Origin of the sequence: Halorhodospira sp. 9628 (genome assembly GCF_022228075.1) — a bacterium.
Taxonomy (GTDB): domain Bacteria; phylum Pseudomonadota; class Gammaproteobacteria; order Nitrococcales; family Halorhodospiraceae; genus Halorhodospira; species Halorhodospira halophila_A.
Window position 1 is genome coordinate 42,751 of record NZ_JAJNRF010000006.1, and the last position, 13,251, is coordinate 56,001.

The window sequence follows — 13,251 nt, forward strand, 5'->3', positions numbered from 1 at the left end:
CAACCAGGCACCCATCCCCGCGCCGGGCCGCGCGAGTGCGCGCCCTCTTCTCCGTCTTCCCACGCAAGCCGTATCCGGGCTGCAGCCTCGCGGCGGCATAGCGCGCGGGCGCCTGAAGAACCCGTGAGCCACAGAGCGAACCGTTAGACCATGACCGATCGTAGCCAACAGCTTCGCGACCAGCTCGCCCAGCGCATCCTGATCCTCGACTGCGGGATGGGCACCGAGATCCAGAAGTACCCGCTCGAGGAGGCCGACTTCCGCGGCGAGCGTTTCACTGATCACCCCTCGGAACTCAAGGGCAACAACGACCTGCTGGTCCTCACCCGGCCCGATATCATCCGCGACATCACGCGGCAGAACCTCGACGCCGGTGTGGACATCGTCGAGACCAACACGTTCAACTCCCAGGTTCTCTCCCAGGCCGACTACGGCGCCGAGCATCTGGTCGACGAGCTGAACATCGAGGCGGCCCGGCTCGCCCGCGCCGTCTGCGACGAAGTCGAGCAGGAGACCGGCATCCCGCGTTTCGTCGCCGGCACCATGGGCCCGACCGGCAAGACGGCCTCCATCTCCCCGGACGTCAACAATCCCGGCTATCGCGACATCACCTTCGACCAGCTGTTCGAAGCCTACGCGCAGCAGGCCCGGGGCCTCCTCGAAGGCGGCGCCGATCTGATCCTGATCGAGACAGTCTTCGACACCCTCAACGCCAAGGCGGCCATCTACGCCCTCGAGGAGGTCTTTGAGGAATCGGGCCGGCGCCTGCCGGTGATGATCTCCGGCACCATTACCGACGCTTCCGGCCGGACCCTGTCGGGCCAGACCGCGGCGGCCTTCTGGAACTCGGTGCGCCACGCCCGGCCGATCTCCGTCGGCCTGAACTGCGCCCTCGGCGCCGAGGACCTGCGCCCGCACCTGCAGGAACTGTCGAAGATCGCCGACACGCACATCTCGACGCACCCCAACGCGGGCCTGCCCAACGAGTTCGGCGAGTACGACCAAAGCCCCGAGGAGATGGCGAAGATCGTGCGCACCTTCGCCGAGGAGGGGCTGATCAACATCATCGGCGGCTGCTGCGGCACATCGCCGGCGCACATCGCCGCCATCCGCGAGCAGGTCAAGGATTTCGCCCCGCGTCAGGTACCGGAAGCGGCGCCCGACGTCATGCGCCTGTCCGGGCTCGAGCCGTGCAACATCGGCAACGACTCGCTGTTCGTGAACATCGGCGAGCGCGCCAACGTCACCGGCTCGGCCCGCTTCCGCCGCCTGATCAAGGAGGGCGACTACGAGACCGCCCTGGAGGTGGCCAAGGAGCAGGTGGAGAACGGCGCCCAGATCATCGACATCAACATGGACGAGGGCATGCTCGACTCCAAGGATGCGATGATCGACTTCCTCAACCTGGTCGGGTCCGAACCGGACATCTCCCGGGTGCCGATCATGATCGACTCCTCGAAGTGGGACATCATGGAGGAGGGACTCAAGCGCATCCAGGGCAAGGGCCTGGTCAACTCCATTTCCCTCAAGGAGGGCGAGGAAGCCTTCCTGCAGCAGGCCCGCAAGCTCAAGCGCTACGGCGCCGCCGCCGTGGTCATGTGCTTCGACGAGAAGGGGCAGGCCGACACCTACGAGCGGCGCCTGGAGATCGCCGAGCGGGCGTACAACACGCTGGTCAATGACGGCTTCGAGCCCGCGGACATCGTCTTCGACCTGAACATCTTCGCCGTGGCCACCGGCATCGAGGAGCACAACAACTACGCCGTCGACTTCATCGAGGCGACCCGCTGGGTCAAGGAGAACCTGCCCCACGCCAAGATCTCCGGCGGCCTGTCCAACCTCTCCTTCTCGTTCCGCGGCAACGAGCCGGTCCGCGAGGCCATGCACTCGGTCTTCCTCTACCACGCCATCAAGGCGGGACTGGACATGGCCATCGTCAACGCCGGCCAGATCGAGGTCTACGACGAGATCGACAAGGAGCTGCGCGAGCTCTGCGAGGACGTCATCCTCAACCGCCGCGACGACGCCACGGACCGCCTGCTGGAGCTGGCCGACCGCTACAAGGGCCAGGGCGGCAAGAAGAAGGAGGAGGACCTCTCCTGGCGCGAGGAGCCGGTGGAGAAGCGCCTCGAGCACGCCCTGATCAAGGGCATCACCGACTACATCGACGTGGACGTCGAGGAGGCGCGGCAGCGGCACGAGCGCCCGATCCAGGTGATCGAGGGACCGCTGATGGACGGTATGAACACCGTCGGCGACCTCTTCGGCGAGGGCAAGATGTTCCTGCCCCAGGTGGTCAAGTCCGCCCGCGTGATGAAGCAGGCGGTGAGCCACCTCCTTCCCTACATCGAGGCCGAGAAGTCCGGTGACGATGAGCCCGCCGGCCGGGTGCTGATCGCCACCGTCAAGGGCGACGTCCACGACATCGGCAAGAACATCGTGGCGGTGGTCCTGCAGTGCAACAACTTCGAGGTCCACGACATCGGCGTCATGGTCCCCACGGAGACCATCCTGCAGAAGGCCAAGGAGGTCAACGCCGACATCATCGGCCTCTCCGGGCTGATCACGCCGTCGCTCGACGAGATGATCGGCGTGGCCCAGGAGATGGAGCGCCAGGGCTTCACCTGCCCGCTGCTCATCGGCGGTGCCACCACCTCACGGGTGCACACCGCCGTGAAGATCGCGCCCAACTACTCGGCGCCCAGCATCTACGTCAAGGACGCCTCGCGCGCCGTTGGCGTGGCCTCCAAGCTGGTCAGCGAAACCCAGGCCGAGCCGTACAAGCAGGAGCTGGCCGCTGAGTATCAACAGGTGCGCGAACAGCACGAGGCCCGGCAGCAGAAGACCAAGTGGGTCTCCTTCGAGCAGGCCAAGAAGAACGCCACGCCCATCGACTGGTCGACCCACCGGCCTCAGGAGCCCGAGAGGCCGGGAGTCCAGGTACTGGACGACTACCCGCTGGAGGATCTGGTCGAGCGGATCGACTGGACGCCGTTCTTCGCCGCCTGGCAGATGCGGGGCCAGTATCCGAAGATCCTCGATGACGAGAAGCAGGGCGAGGAGGCGCGCAAGCTCTTCGACGACGCCCAGGCGATGCTGCGGCGGATCATCGACGAGAAGTGGCTGACCGCCCGCGCTGTGTTCGGCCTCTTCCCGGCGAACAGCACTGGCGAGGATACCGAGGTTTACGCCGACGAGGCACGCAGCGAGGTGCTGGCCACGCTGTGTCATCTGCGCCAGCAAACCGAGAAGGGTGAGGGCAAGCCGCACCAGTCCCTGGCCGACTTCATCGCGCCCAAGGAAAGCGGCGTGCCGGACTGGATGGGCGCCTTCGCGGTCACCGCCGGGATCGGCATCGACGAGCACATCCAGCGCTTCGAGGCCGCCGGTGACGACTACAGCGCCATCATGCTCAAGGCCCTGGCCGACCGCCTGGCCGAGGCGTTCGCTGAGCGCCTGCACGAGCGGGTGCGCAAGGAGTTCTGGGGCTACGCCGCCGACGAGAACCTGTCCAACGAGGACATGATCAAGGAGCGGTACCAGGGCATCCGCCCGGCACCGGGCTACCCGGCCTGCCCCGACCACACCGAGAAGGACCGCCTCTGGGAGATCCTTAACGTCGAGGAGAACATCGGCCTGAGCCTGACCGAGTCCAAGGCCATGGTCCCCACCGCTGCCGTGTCCGGTTGGTACTTCGGCCACCCGGAGGCCAAGTACTTCGGCGTCGGGAAGATCTTCCAGGACCAGGTGGAGGATTACGCCAAGCGTAAGGGGATGTCCCGCAAGGAGGCGGAACGCTGGCTGGGGCCGAACCTCGGCTACGACCCCGAGGACTGAGGGGAACCGCCCGTCAAGACCCCTCGCCCGCCGAGACGGGCGAGGGGGCCTGCCCACTGCAAGCTCTGGGAATCAGGGACGGGGTCCCGGGGCATCACGCACCGCCTGGCAGGCCGCGAACGCTACCCCCTACCCCTGCCCCGCTCAAGAGCATTACGTCGCCTGGAACCGCGAGGCGACCTCATCCCAGTTCACGACATCCCACCACGCCTCGACGTAGTCGGGCCGCCGGTTCTGGTAGCGCAGGTAGTAGGCGTGCTCCCAGACATCCAGGCCGAGCAGCGGCGTACCCTGTTTGGGCGCCACGTCCATGAGCGGGTTGTCCTGATTGGGGGTATCGGTGATCTCCAGCCCTCGCGAGGTCTGGATCAGCCACGCCCAGCCGGAGCCGAAACGCCCCAGCGCGGCTTGCGTGAACTGCTCGCGGAACTGATCGAAGGAGCCGAAGGCCGAGTCGATGGCCGTGGCCAGATCCCCCGACGGCTTGCCGCCGCCGTTGGGCGACATCACCCGCCAGAACAGGTCGTGGTTCCAGTGTCCGCCCCCGTTGTTGCGGATCGCCAGAGGCAGGCTCGAGACGCGCGCAAGCAGATCCTCCAGCCGCTGCCCCTCGTGCTCCGTCCCCGAGACGGCATCGTTGAGCTTGGTAACGTAGGTGTTGTGGTGCTTGGTGTGGTGGATTTCCATCGTCTGGGCGTCGATGGAGCGCTCCAGATCGCCGTAGTCGTAGGGCAGATCGGGGAGTTGATAGGCCATCAGGATCTCTCCTTTCCTTCGCGCGGTCGTGACGTCCCTGCGCTTTGTGCCAGGGCGTACAAATCCATCATGGGGGGCCGAGGGGCACGGCATCAATCCCGCGGATTCTGGGTTGTCTCCGCCCGCCGCTCTCGGGAGCCCGCCCGGGGGACACTATAGCCGTTATGGCCGCTCGGGCATCGAGCAGTCTGATCAACCCGCGGCGCCGCGTATTCAGGCGTCCTTCCCGCGCCCGGTCAGGCGTCGCCGCAGGAAGGCCCCCGCGACGAACAGCACGGCCACCCCGAGCAGGACCACCACGGCCCGGGTATCGATCTCCCCGCCCCGGGCGGCTGCCTCGACCGCGCTGTAGATCGCCAGCGAGAAGACCCCCCACTTGATCCCCAGCCCAACCACCGTGGCGACGACGAAGGTCTTCAACGGCAACCCCAGCCAGCCGGCCCCGTAGTTCAGCGGCGGGTGCGGAAAGCCGGGCAGGGCCCGGATGGCGCACTGGCTGAGGAAATCGCTGTTGCCCCGGAGCACCCGGATCCAGCGGCTGTCCGCCGGCACCGCATCACGGCCCAGCAACCACGCCACCCCGTACGCCCCCAGGGCGCCCAGGGTACTGCCCGCCACCAGCGTGAGCGTGGACATCCAAGGCGGGTAGAACGGGGCGACGACCCAGAGGAAGAGGCTGCCCGGCAACGCCAGGGTGAACAGCGCCGCCTGCAGCACGACGACCACCAGCAGCAACCAGGGACGTTCGACCAGGAGCTCGCCCCAGGCGACAACGTCCTCGGCATCCCAGGGCCCCCACACGGCCACCGCCAGGCCGCTGAGCAGCAGCAGCGCGAGCAGGAAGGGGCGATACCCCGGCCACCAGCGCACCGAGGGTTGGGGAAGACGCAAGCGCATGGCGCCCGATGCTACTACGAATCGGGCCGCGAGGGGCGCGGGCGCCCCCCCGGCGTATACCGCACCCGCACCCGGTTGCCGGGCGGGAAGTAGCTCAGTTCGTCACACAGTGAGCGCACCAGCAGGATGCCCCGGCCCGCACCGATGGGCGCCCCGTGGCCGCCGCCGCCTTCCAGAATGCGCCGGTAGTCGAACCCCTCGCCGGAATCCTCCACCTCGATCTCGATCCCGTATCCGCTGCCGTCGGCGGCGTCGCACTGCACGCGCAGGCGGATCTCGCCCTCTTCCAGCGCCTCCAGCGCCCTGGCGCGCTGCTGGTAATAGGCCTCGAAGCCATCCGGGTCTCTCTTGAGCGCCGAGTCGAGCCCGAGCACGCCGTGCTCCAGGGCGTTGGTGAAGAGCTCGGCGATGACCACGTAGAGGCTCTGCCGGTCCTCCTCCAGCGCCCCGAGTTCGGCGAGCAGATTCATGATCGGCGGCACCGGATTGACGTGGGCCAGGGTCGCGGCGTCCAGGACCAACTCGCTGTACCAGTTCTCGGCGGCGGCCGCCCCGTAGCCGCCCACCGCCCCCTCGGCCAGCAGCCGGTCCAAGTCCACGGAGACCAGGGTGGTATCGTCGCCCTGCTCGTCCCCGGCCCGGAAGGCTCCGACAGCCTCCAGCAAGGCGTCGAATCCGGCAGCGGGATCCCCACTGCAAAGCGCTGCCTCGATGCGCTCGTTGCCGAAGAGCCGCCCGCCGGCATCGGTGGCCTCAACGATGCCGTCCGAGCAGGCGTAGGCGTGGAGCCCGGAGGTCAGTTCCAGGTAGGCCAGCTGCCGGCGCCCCGGCGCGGTATCGCGGATCACCCCCAGGGGCAGGTCCACCGACGGGAAGCGCTGCACCACCTCACCGCCGCGCAGGACCCAAACCGGCGGCATGCCGGCGTTCCACACGCCGAGCCGGCGATTGTGGCAGTCCACCTCCAGCATCGCCGCGGTGAGGAACATATCCGCCGGCAGGCTCCGGAAGAGCTTCTCGTTGACGTCGTCGAGCAACTCGGCGGGGTGTGCCCCCCGCCCGACCCGGTCGTAGAAGACCGCCGCCAGCCCGGGCACACCGACCGCCGCCCCGATCCCGTGGCCGGTGAAGTCCCCGATAAGGATCAGCAGATTGCCGTTGGGCCGGCGGGCGGCCAGCAGGATATCGCCACTGAGGATAGCCGCCGGCTGATAGTGGTAGCGCACCCCCGGCGCCTGAAGGTCACTGGAGGCCGTAGCCCGGGCGACGATGCGCTCGGCGGTCTCCTGCTCGCGCTCGAGCCGCTCCTGGTGGCTGCGCAGCGCGTCGCGCTGGGTGACGACAGTGTGGTAGAGGGCCCGGGTGCGCAGCCAGGAGTCGATCTTGGCGTTGAGCTGCACCCGGCTGATGGGCTTGGTGACGAAGTCATCGCCGCCGGCCTCGACACATTGCGCCAGCCGCTGCTCATCGGTCAGGGCGGTAACGAAGAGCACCGGGATGAACCCCCCGGTATCCATGGCCTTGATCTGCCGGGTGGCCTGATAGCCGTCCATCCGCGGCATCATGATGTCCATGAGGATCATGTCCACCGGCTGCTCGCGGAAGCGGGCCACCGCCTCCTCGCCATCGGCCGCCGTAATCACGTGAAAACCCCGCGCCCCGAGGATCGCCTCGAGGAGCATGGTGTTCACCGGCTCGTCATCAACCACCAGAAAAGTGGGCAGCGCCTGTTCGGCCAGCCTGTCCATGGTGCCCCCCGTTTCCCCGCCCCCGGCGCCGTCCACGCGGCCTACTCCTGGATGGTGAACAGGCGCTGGAAGTTGGCGATCTCGAGGATCTTGCGCACCTCGCGGGAGCAGTTGCGCAGCACCACCTCGGCGCCCTGATCGCTGGCCGACTCCCGCAGCAGCAGCAACATGCCGAGGGCGGAGCTGTCCATGTATTCGGTCTCAGAGAGGTCGATCACGTAGCGACGGACGCCCTCCTCCCCCTTGTAGGCCTGGCGAAAGTCCTTGTGCAGGCTGAAGTCGAAGAAACCCTGGATCGCCATGACGAGGGTTTGCCCCTCGTCCTCGCGCTCGGTTCGGATGCCCATCGTTACGCTCCTGCTTTGCTGTCGGTGTCGAATTCGCGGGGCGCCGCGGGGCTCAGAAGAGCTCCACGTCGCCGTGATCCATGGACTGCTGCTCGACCTTGCGCTGGTTCGCCCGCGCCGCCTCACGCTCCTGGCGCTGCTGGGCCAGCCGTTCGCGGGCCTCCCGAAGGCGTGCTGCGTACTGGCTGCCGTGGACGTCGTCGGCAGCGATGGCCTGAAGGACATTGCGTACCCCGTCGAGGTAGTCATCCAGCCCCTCGACGCCGGCGCGCGAGCCATCCACCAGCTGCGTCACAATATCCTCGAACTGCAGCGCGCGAACGGCGTCGGCCACATGCTGATCGATCTGCCCGCTGACCTGGGAAATGCGCGTGACCTGCTGCTCCACCTGCTGATCCACATCCTGCAGGCTCTTCATCATCTCCGAGATCTGGTCCTTGGTGGAGAGGGTCACATTCATGTCGTTGGAGGCCATCTCGCCGACCTCGGTGCGGGCTTCCTCCACCAGCTTGGTGATCGTCTTGACCTCCTCGCCGATCTGCTCGTTGAACTGATTCGCCTTCTCGGAGAGCTTGCGCACCTCCTCGGCGACCACCGCGAAGCCGCGACCGGACTCCCCGGCCCGGGCCGCCTCGATGCTGGCATTGAGGGCGAGCAGGTCGGTCTGGCTGGCGATCCCTTTGAGGTCGGCAAGCAGCTCGTGGATCCGCCCCATCTGCGCGACCATGTCGTCGATGCGCTCGACGGTCTTCACGCTGCGCCGGCTCATGTCGACGATCATGTCGACGTAGTTGTTCAGGAAGCTCTCGGTCTCGCGGACAAACTCGGAGATACCGAACTGCTCCACCGCGGAGTCCCCGCCGGTCTGCTCGATCACGGCCCGGGCAAGGCGCTCCTGCTCATCGGTGGCCTGATCCATGCCGTTGAAGCTCTGGTTCAGCGACTGCACGGCATCGCCGACCAGCCCGCGGATCTGCTCCAGGTCGCTGTTCACCGTCCGGAACTCGGCGTTGAGGCTGTCGTCGATGTCGTAGAGCAGATCGCGCAGGGCGTCCTCCAGATCCTCCACGGTATCCGTCGCCTCGTTCCAGCCCGTCTCGCGTCGGCGCAGGTAGCCGACCACGGCCCAACCGCTGGCGCCGAGCAGCACCGCCAGCGGCCCCGTGGCCGGCCAGGCGTAGGCGATCGCCATGGCTGCCACGGTTAGCGCGGAGGGCGCACCGTAGTGGCGCAGCCACGCCGTCTTCGGGTGGTAGACGATGGACTCGCCGTCGCGATCCTCGGCAACCTCGACCATAGTCACCTCTCCTGGGTGGGGTGGGAGGGCGGCGCCACCGCCGCTAGGATCGCCTCGGCGATCCGCTCCAGCGGCAGGACCTGATCCGCGTGGCCGGCCTTGACGGCGGCGCCCGGCATCCCCCAGACGACACTGCTCGCCTCATCCTGGGCGATGGTAACGGCCCCGGCGGCCTGCATGCGCCCCAGTCCGGCGGCCCCGTCACTGCCCATGCCGGTGAGCAGCACGCCCACGGCGTTGCTCCGGGCCGCCCGGGCCACCGAGTCGAACAGAACGTCCACCGAGGGCCGGTGACGATTGACCAGTTCGTCCTCGGTGATCCGGCAGATGTACTTGCTGCCGTCGCGGTGGAGTTCAAGGTGGTAGCCACCGGGGGCGATGTAGGTGTGCCCCGGGAGCACACGCTGGCCGTCTCGCGCCTCGTGGACCGAGACGGCGCAGATGTGATCGAGCCGTTCGGCAAAGGCCGCCGAGAAGCCGGGCGGCATGTGCTGGGTAATCACGGTGGCCGGGGCGTTGGGCGGCATCACCTCGAGCAGCCGCTGCACCGCCAGCGTACCACCGGTGGAGGCACCGATCGCCACCACCTTGTCCGTGGTGCGCTGATGCGGCTGCGGCGCGGCACCCCGGGGCTGGCTGTGCCCCGGCCGCACCCGGGCCCGCGCGGCGGTACGCACCTTGGCAATGATCTCCTCGGCATACGCGTCCAAGGTGTGGCTGACATCGGTGCGCGGCTTGGTTACGAAGTCGACGGCGCCGAGTGCCAGCGCCTCAAGGGTCTCCTCGGCGCCCTCCTCGGTCAGCGAAGAGACCATGACCACCGGCATCGGGCGCAACCGCATCAGGTTGCGCAGGAAGGTGATGCCGTCCATGCGCGGCATCTCGACATCCAGGGTCAGGACGTCGGGGTTGAGCTGCTTGATCTTCTCGCGGGCGTCGTAGGGATCCCGCGCCGTGCCCACCACCTCGATGTCGTCGACACCGGCGAACAGCTCGGTGAGCATCCGGCGGATGAGGGCGGAGTCATCAACAATCAGTACCCGGATCATGCGCCCCCCCCGTTAGAACAGATCCACGTCGCCGGACACGGGGCGCTCGTCGATCTCGTGGAGGTAGTGCTCCTCGCGCCGGACCACGGTATCGTTGCGCGTGCTCATCAGCTTCTTGGAACGGGCCCGACCACTCTCGGGATAGTACTGCACCTTGCGCGGGTACTCCCCGCCGAGATCCTGCGCGATCACGCGGAGCTGCTCGGTACGGACGTATTCCAGGGCGAACTCGATGTTCCGCTGGCCGACGTCGGTCATCCCCGCCATGACCCGGCCGCCGCCGAAGAGCTTGACCTCCAGCTCATCGCGACTGCCCCCGGCGGCGAGGATGCGATTGATCAGCTGCTCCATGGCGTGGTTGCCGTAGCGCGTGGCGGTGCTCAGTGGATCACCCTCCCAGTGGTGCGGGTCGCCACCTCGGATCGGCAGCATGAAATGGTTCATCCCGCCGATGCCCCGGCGGCGATCGCGGATACACGCCGAGACGCAGGAGCCGAGCACGGTGACCACCATCTCCGGGCCCCGGGTCACGTAGAACTCGCCGGGCAGGATCTTGGCCGCAAAGGCTTCATGCTGCGGATCCCAGTACCGGTTGATGTGCTCGAAACCGGGCAGGCACTCGGGCAGCTCCACGCCGCGGTTGCGCCAGGAAGCACGGCGCAGTTCAGTCCTGCTTGCGGTAGATGGTGCGGCCATGGGATTCGAATCGCTCGCTGACCCGCCACAGGGTCTCGGAATGCCCGATGTAGAGCCAGCCCCGGGGGGCCATGGCTCGGTCCATGCGGTCGAACAGCCGGCGCTGGATCTCCTTGTTAAAGTAGATGATCACGTTGCGACAGAAGACGATGTCGAACGGCTCCCGGAACGGCCACTCATGCAGAAGGTTCAGCTGCTGGAACTCGACCAGCCGGCACACCTCCGGGCGGACGCGGACCATGCCCTCCTTGCTGCCCTTGCCGCGCAGAAAGTGCCTGCGCAGGCGCTCCCGGCTCAGCCCGTCGACGCGCTTCTGATCGTAGACCGCGCGGCGTCCGCGTTCGAGTACGTTGCTGTCGAGATCCGTGCCAAGGATCTGGACCCGATCAGCAGCCCGATCGCCGAAGACCTCCCGGGCCACGATGGCCGCCGAGTAGACCTCCTCGCCGGTTGAGCAGCCCGCCGACCAGATGCGAACGGTGCCGGAGGACGCCTCGAGCACCCCGGCCAGGTGCTCGAAGTGGTGCGCCTCGCGGAAGAACGCCGTGAGGTTGGTGGTCAGGGCATTGACGAAGTGCGCCATCTCCTGGCGCTCGGGGTCGTCGAGCAGCAGCTTGCGGTAGCTCGCGAAATCCCGCAGCCCGAGGGCCCGGAGGCGGCGCGCCAGGCGCGAGTAGACCATGTCGCTCTTGGCGTCGCTGAGCTGGATCCCGGTCTCGCGTCCCACGGTCTCGCGGATCCACTCGAAGTCCTCTCGCGTAAAACGGAACTCACGCTCACCACTCACCGACGCCCTCCTGGCTGCCCGTCACAATCGCCCTCCCACCGCGCCTCAGAACTCTTCCCACTCGCCGTCGTTCACCTCGGTGCTCGCGGTGCGCCGGCCCCCGCCGTTGCCGGCCGTGCTGCGGCGTTGCTGACTCGTGCCGCTGGTGCGCTGCTGCCCGCCGGAACCGCTGGTGCGCTGTCCGCCGGCACCGGTGCCGGTACGCGAGCCACTCTGCCCGGCCCGGGCGCCGCCGCCCGCCTGGCCCTTGGCCTGGCCCGTCGCCTGCCCGCTCTTCTGGCCAGCGTGGCCGGAGCGGTTCGTCTTGGCGCCACCGCCTTTCGGGGTCTCCTCGCCGCCGCCGAAGAAGGACATCAATTCCACAAGGTTGTCCGACTGCTCGTCCAGGGACTCGGCCGCGGAGGCGGCCTCCTCCACCAGGGCGGCGTTCTGCTGGGTGACCTCGTCGAGCTGGCTGACCGCCTTGTTGATCTCGTCGATGCCCGAGGACTGCTCCTCGCTGGCCGCGGAGATCTCGGCGACCTTGTCGGTCACCGTCTGCACCGCCTCGAGGATCTCCTTGAGGGTCTCGTTGGACTCGTTGACCAGGCGGGTGCCGTCCTCAACCTTCTCACCGCTGTCGTTGATCAGCTTCTTGATGTCCTTGGCCGCGGTGGCACTGCGCTGGGCCAGGTTGCGCACCTCGGCGGCCACCACCCCGAAGCCGCGCCCGTGCTCGCCGGCGCGGGCCGCCTCCACGGCGGCGTTGAGGGCGAGCAGGTTGGTCTGAAAGGCGATCTCGTCGATGACCGTGATGATGTCCGAGATCTCGCGGCTCGATTGCTTGATCGCCCCCATGGCCTCGACCACTTGGCCGGAGATGTCCTGTCCGCGCTCGGCCCGCTCACGGGCCGAGGTGGCGAGCTGATTGGACTCGCGGGCGTTGTCGGCGGTCTGCTTGACCGTCGAGGTGAGCTCCTCGATGCTCGAGGCGGTTTCCTCCAGGGAGCTGGCCTGCTCTTCGGTCCGCTGGGAGAGATCCTGGTTGCCCTGGGCGATTTCCGAGGAGGCGCTGGCGATGCCGTTGGCGGTCTCGCGCACGCTGTCCACGGTCCGGCGCAACACATCGATGGTCGAGTTGACCCAGTCCTGGAGCTGGCCGAAGTCGCCCTTGAACTCGCCCTGCATCTGCTGGGTCAGGTCCCCCTTGGAGACCAGTTCCATGACCCGGATGACCTCCCGCACCGGGGCCTGCGTAACGTCGAGGACCATGTTGATGTCCTCGCTGAGGGTCCGGATGAACCCCTCGGACATCTCCGAGGTCTCCACCCGGTGACTGAGCTCACCGGCCTGGATCCGCTCGATCAGCGCCTCGACGTCGCGCTGCGCCTTCTTCTCGTTGTCGCGCCGGTGCCAGTCCTCGGTGATGTCGAACCACTCCAGCGTATTGCCGAGGAAGTTGCCCTCCTCGTCGTCCTCGCCGGTGATGTAGACGTTGAAACGCAGCTCGCCGACGTGCAGCTCTTGGTGCAGGGCGTCGTCGCGGATCCGCTGCATCTGCCCGGCCACCGAGCGCAGCTGCGGGAACAGGTCGAAGAGCGAGAGCCGATCCTCCAGATCCCGCGAGGTGAAACCGGGGTTGACCGCAACGATCTGCGCCTCGTGCCGCGCAAGCATGGCCTGCATCGGCTCGTTGACGTAGTGGATCGTGCCGTCCGGGTTGGTCATCAGGAAGGCCGTGGTCGCGGTGTGCATGGCCTTCTTGGCCCGGTAGTACTCGATGTACTCCTCCCGGTCGACGGTGATCGTTCTTTTCTGGTCGCTGCTCGCCATGGTGCTCTCCCCGCTGTCTGACTGC

Annotated in this window: 9 protein-coding genes and 1 pseudogene; 1 reads left to right on the forward strand and 9 read right to left on the reverse strand. The window is 67.4% G+C overall.

Going from position 1 to position 13,251, the window contains the following annotated elements:
• The first annotated feature begins 150 nt into the window (after positions 1 to 150).
• Positions 151 to 3,837, forward strand: coding sequence for a methionine synthase (gene metH, locus LRG10_RS07700; protein WP_238635071.1), 3,687 nt, complete (start codon positions 151 to 153; stop codon positions 3,835 to 3,837).
• A 153-nt stretch (positions 3,838 to 3,990) separates the two neighbouring features.
• On the opposite strand, the gene LRG10_RS07705 is transcribed toward metH, so the two are convergent.
• The 9 genes and pseudogenes from LRG10_RS07705 to LRG10_RS13095 all read right to left on the reverse strand — a co-directional run.
• Complete coding sequence (locus tag LRG10_RS07705; RefSeq protein WP_201172804.1) at positions 3,991 to 4,593, reverse strand: superoxide dismutase; 603 nt, start codon at positions 4,591 to 4,593, stop codon at positions 3,991 to 3,993.
• A gap of 213 nt (positions 4,594 to 4,806) precedes the next feature.
• Complete coding sequence (locus LRG10_RS07710; protein WP_201172806.1) at positions 4,807 to 5,490, reverse strand: TVP38/TMEM64 family protein; 684 nt, start codon at positions 5,488 to 5,490, stop codon at positions 4,807 to 4,809.
• Between the two features lie 14 nt (positions 5,491 to 5,504).
• The gene (locus LRG10_RS07715) at positions 5,505 to 7,238 is read right to left on the reverse strand and encodes a fused response regulator/phosphatase (RefSeq protein WP_238635072.1); all 1,734 of its coding nucleotides are present in this window, start codon (positions 7,236 to 7,238) and stop codon (positions 5,505 to 5,507) included.
• Between the two features lie 41 nt (positions 7,239 to 7,279).
• The gene (locus tag LRG10_RS07720; protein WP_201172810.1) at positions 7,280 to 7,585 is read right to left on the reverse strand and encodes an STAS domain-containing protein; all 306 of its coding nucleotides are present in this window, start codon (positions 7,583 to 7,585) and stop codon (positions 7,280 to 7,282) included.
• A 52-nt stretch (positions 7,586 to 7,637) separates the two neighbouring features.
• Complete coding sequence (locus LRG10_RS07725; RefSeq protein WP_201172813.1) at positions 7,638 to 8,882, reverse strand: methyl-accepting chemotaxis protein; 1,245 nt, start codon at positions 8,880 to 8,882, stop codon at positions 7,638 to 7,640.
• 2 nt (positions 8,883 to 8,884) lie between these two features.
• The gene (locus tag LRG10_RS07730; RefSeq protein WP_201242334.1) at positions 8,885 to 9,931 is read right to left on the reverse strand and encodes a chemotaxis response regulator protein-glutamate methylesterase; all 1,047 of its coding nucleotides are present in this window, start codon (positions 9,929 to 9,931) and stop codon (positions 8,885 to 8,887) included.
• Positions 9,932 to 9,943: 12 nt separating this feature from the next.
• Positions 9,944 to 10,627 carry a chemoreceptor glutamine deamidase CheD gene (cheD, locus tag LRG10_RS07735; RefSeq protein WP_201172818.1) on the reverse strand — a complete coding sequence of 228 codons (684 nt, stop codon included), beginning with the start codon at positions 10,625 to 10,627 and terminating at the stop codon, positions 9,944 to 9,946.
• Positions 10,596 to 11,414 (reverse strand): CheR family methyltransferase, encoded by an 819-nt coding sequence (locus tag LRG10_RS07740; RefSeq protein WP_201172820.1) that lies wholly within the window; start codon positions 11,412 to 11,414, stop codon positions 10,596 to 10,598. Before LRG10_RS07740 ends, cheD begins: the two co-directional genes overlap by 32 nt.
• Before the next feature lie 297 nt (positions 11,415 to 11,711).
• Positions 11,712 to 12,686 (reverse strand): annotated as a pseudogene (locus LRG10_RS13095) (methyl-accepting chemotaxis protein); the annotation flags it as partial.
• Positions 12,687 to 13,251 lie beyond the last annotated feature (565 nt).

Coding starts and splice junctions, on each gene's coding strand:
- metH (WP_238635071.1), top strand. CDS start 151: ATGACCGATCGTAGCCAACAGCTTCGCGACCAGCTCGCCCAGCGCATC.
- LRG10_RS07705 (WP_201172804.1), bottom strand. CDS start 4,593: ATGGCCTATCAACTCCCCGATCTGCCCTACGACTACGGCGATCTGGAG.
- LRG10_RS07710 (WP_201172806.1), bottom strand. CDS start 5,490: ATGCGCTTGCGTCTTCCCCAACCCTCGGTGCGCTGGTGGCCGGGGTAT.
- LRG10_RS07715 (WP_238635072.1), bottom strand. CDS start 7,238: ATGGACAGGCTGGCCGAACAGGCGCTGCCCACTTTTCTGGTGGTTGAT.
- LRG10_RS07720 (WP_201172810.1), bottom strand. CDS start 7,585: ATGGGCATCCGAACCGAGCGCGAGGACGAGGGGCAAACCCTCGTCATG.
- LRG10_RS07725 (WP_201172813.1), bottom strand. CDS start 8,882: ATGGTCGAGGTTGCCGAGGATCGCGACGGCGAGTCCATCGTCTACCAC.
- LRG10_RS07730 (WP_201242334.1), bottom strand. CDS start 9,931: ATGATCCGGGTACTGATTGTTGATGACTCCGCCCTCATCCGCCGGATG.
- cheD (WP_201172818.1), bottom strand. CDS start 10,627: ATGGCCGCACCATCTACCGCAAGCAGGACTGAACTGCGCCGTGCTTCC.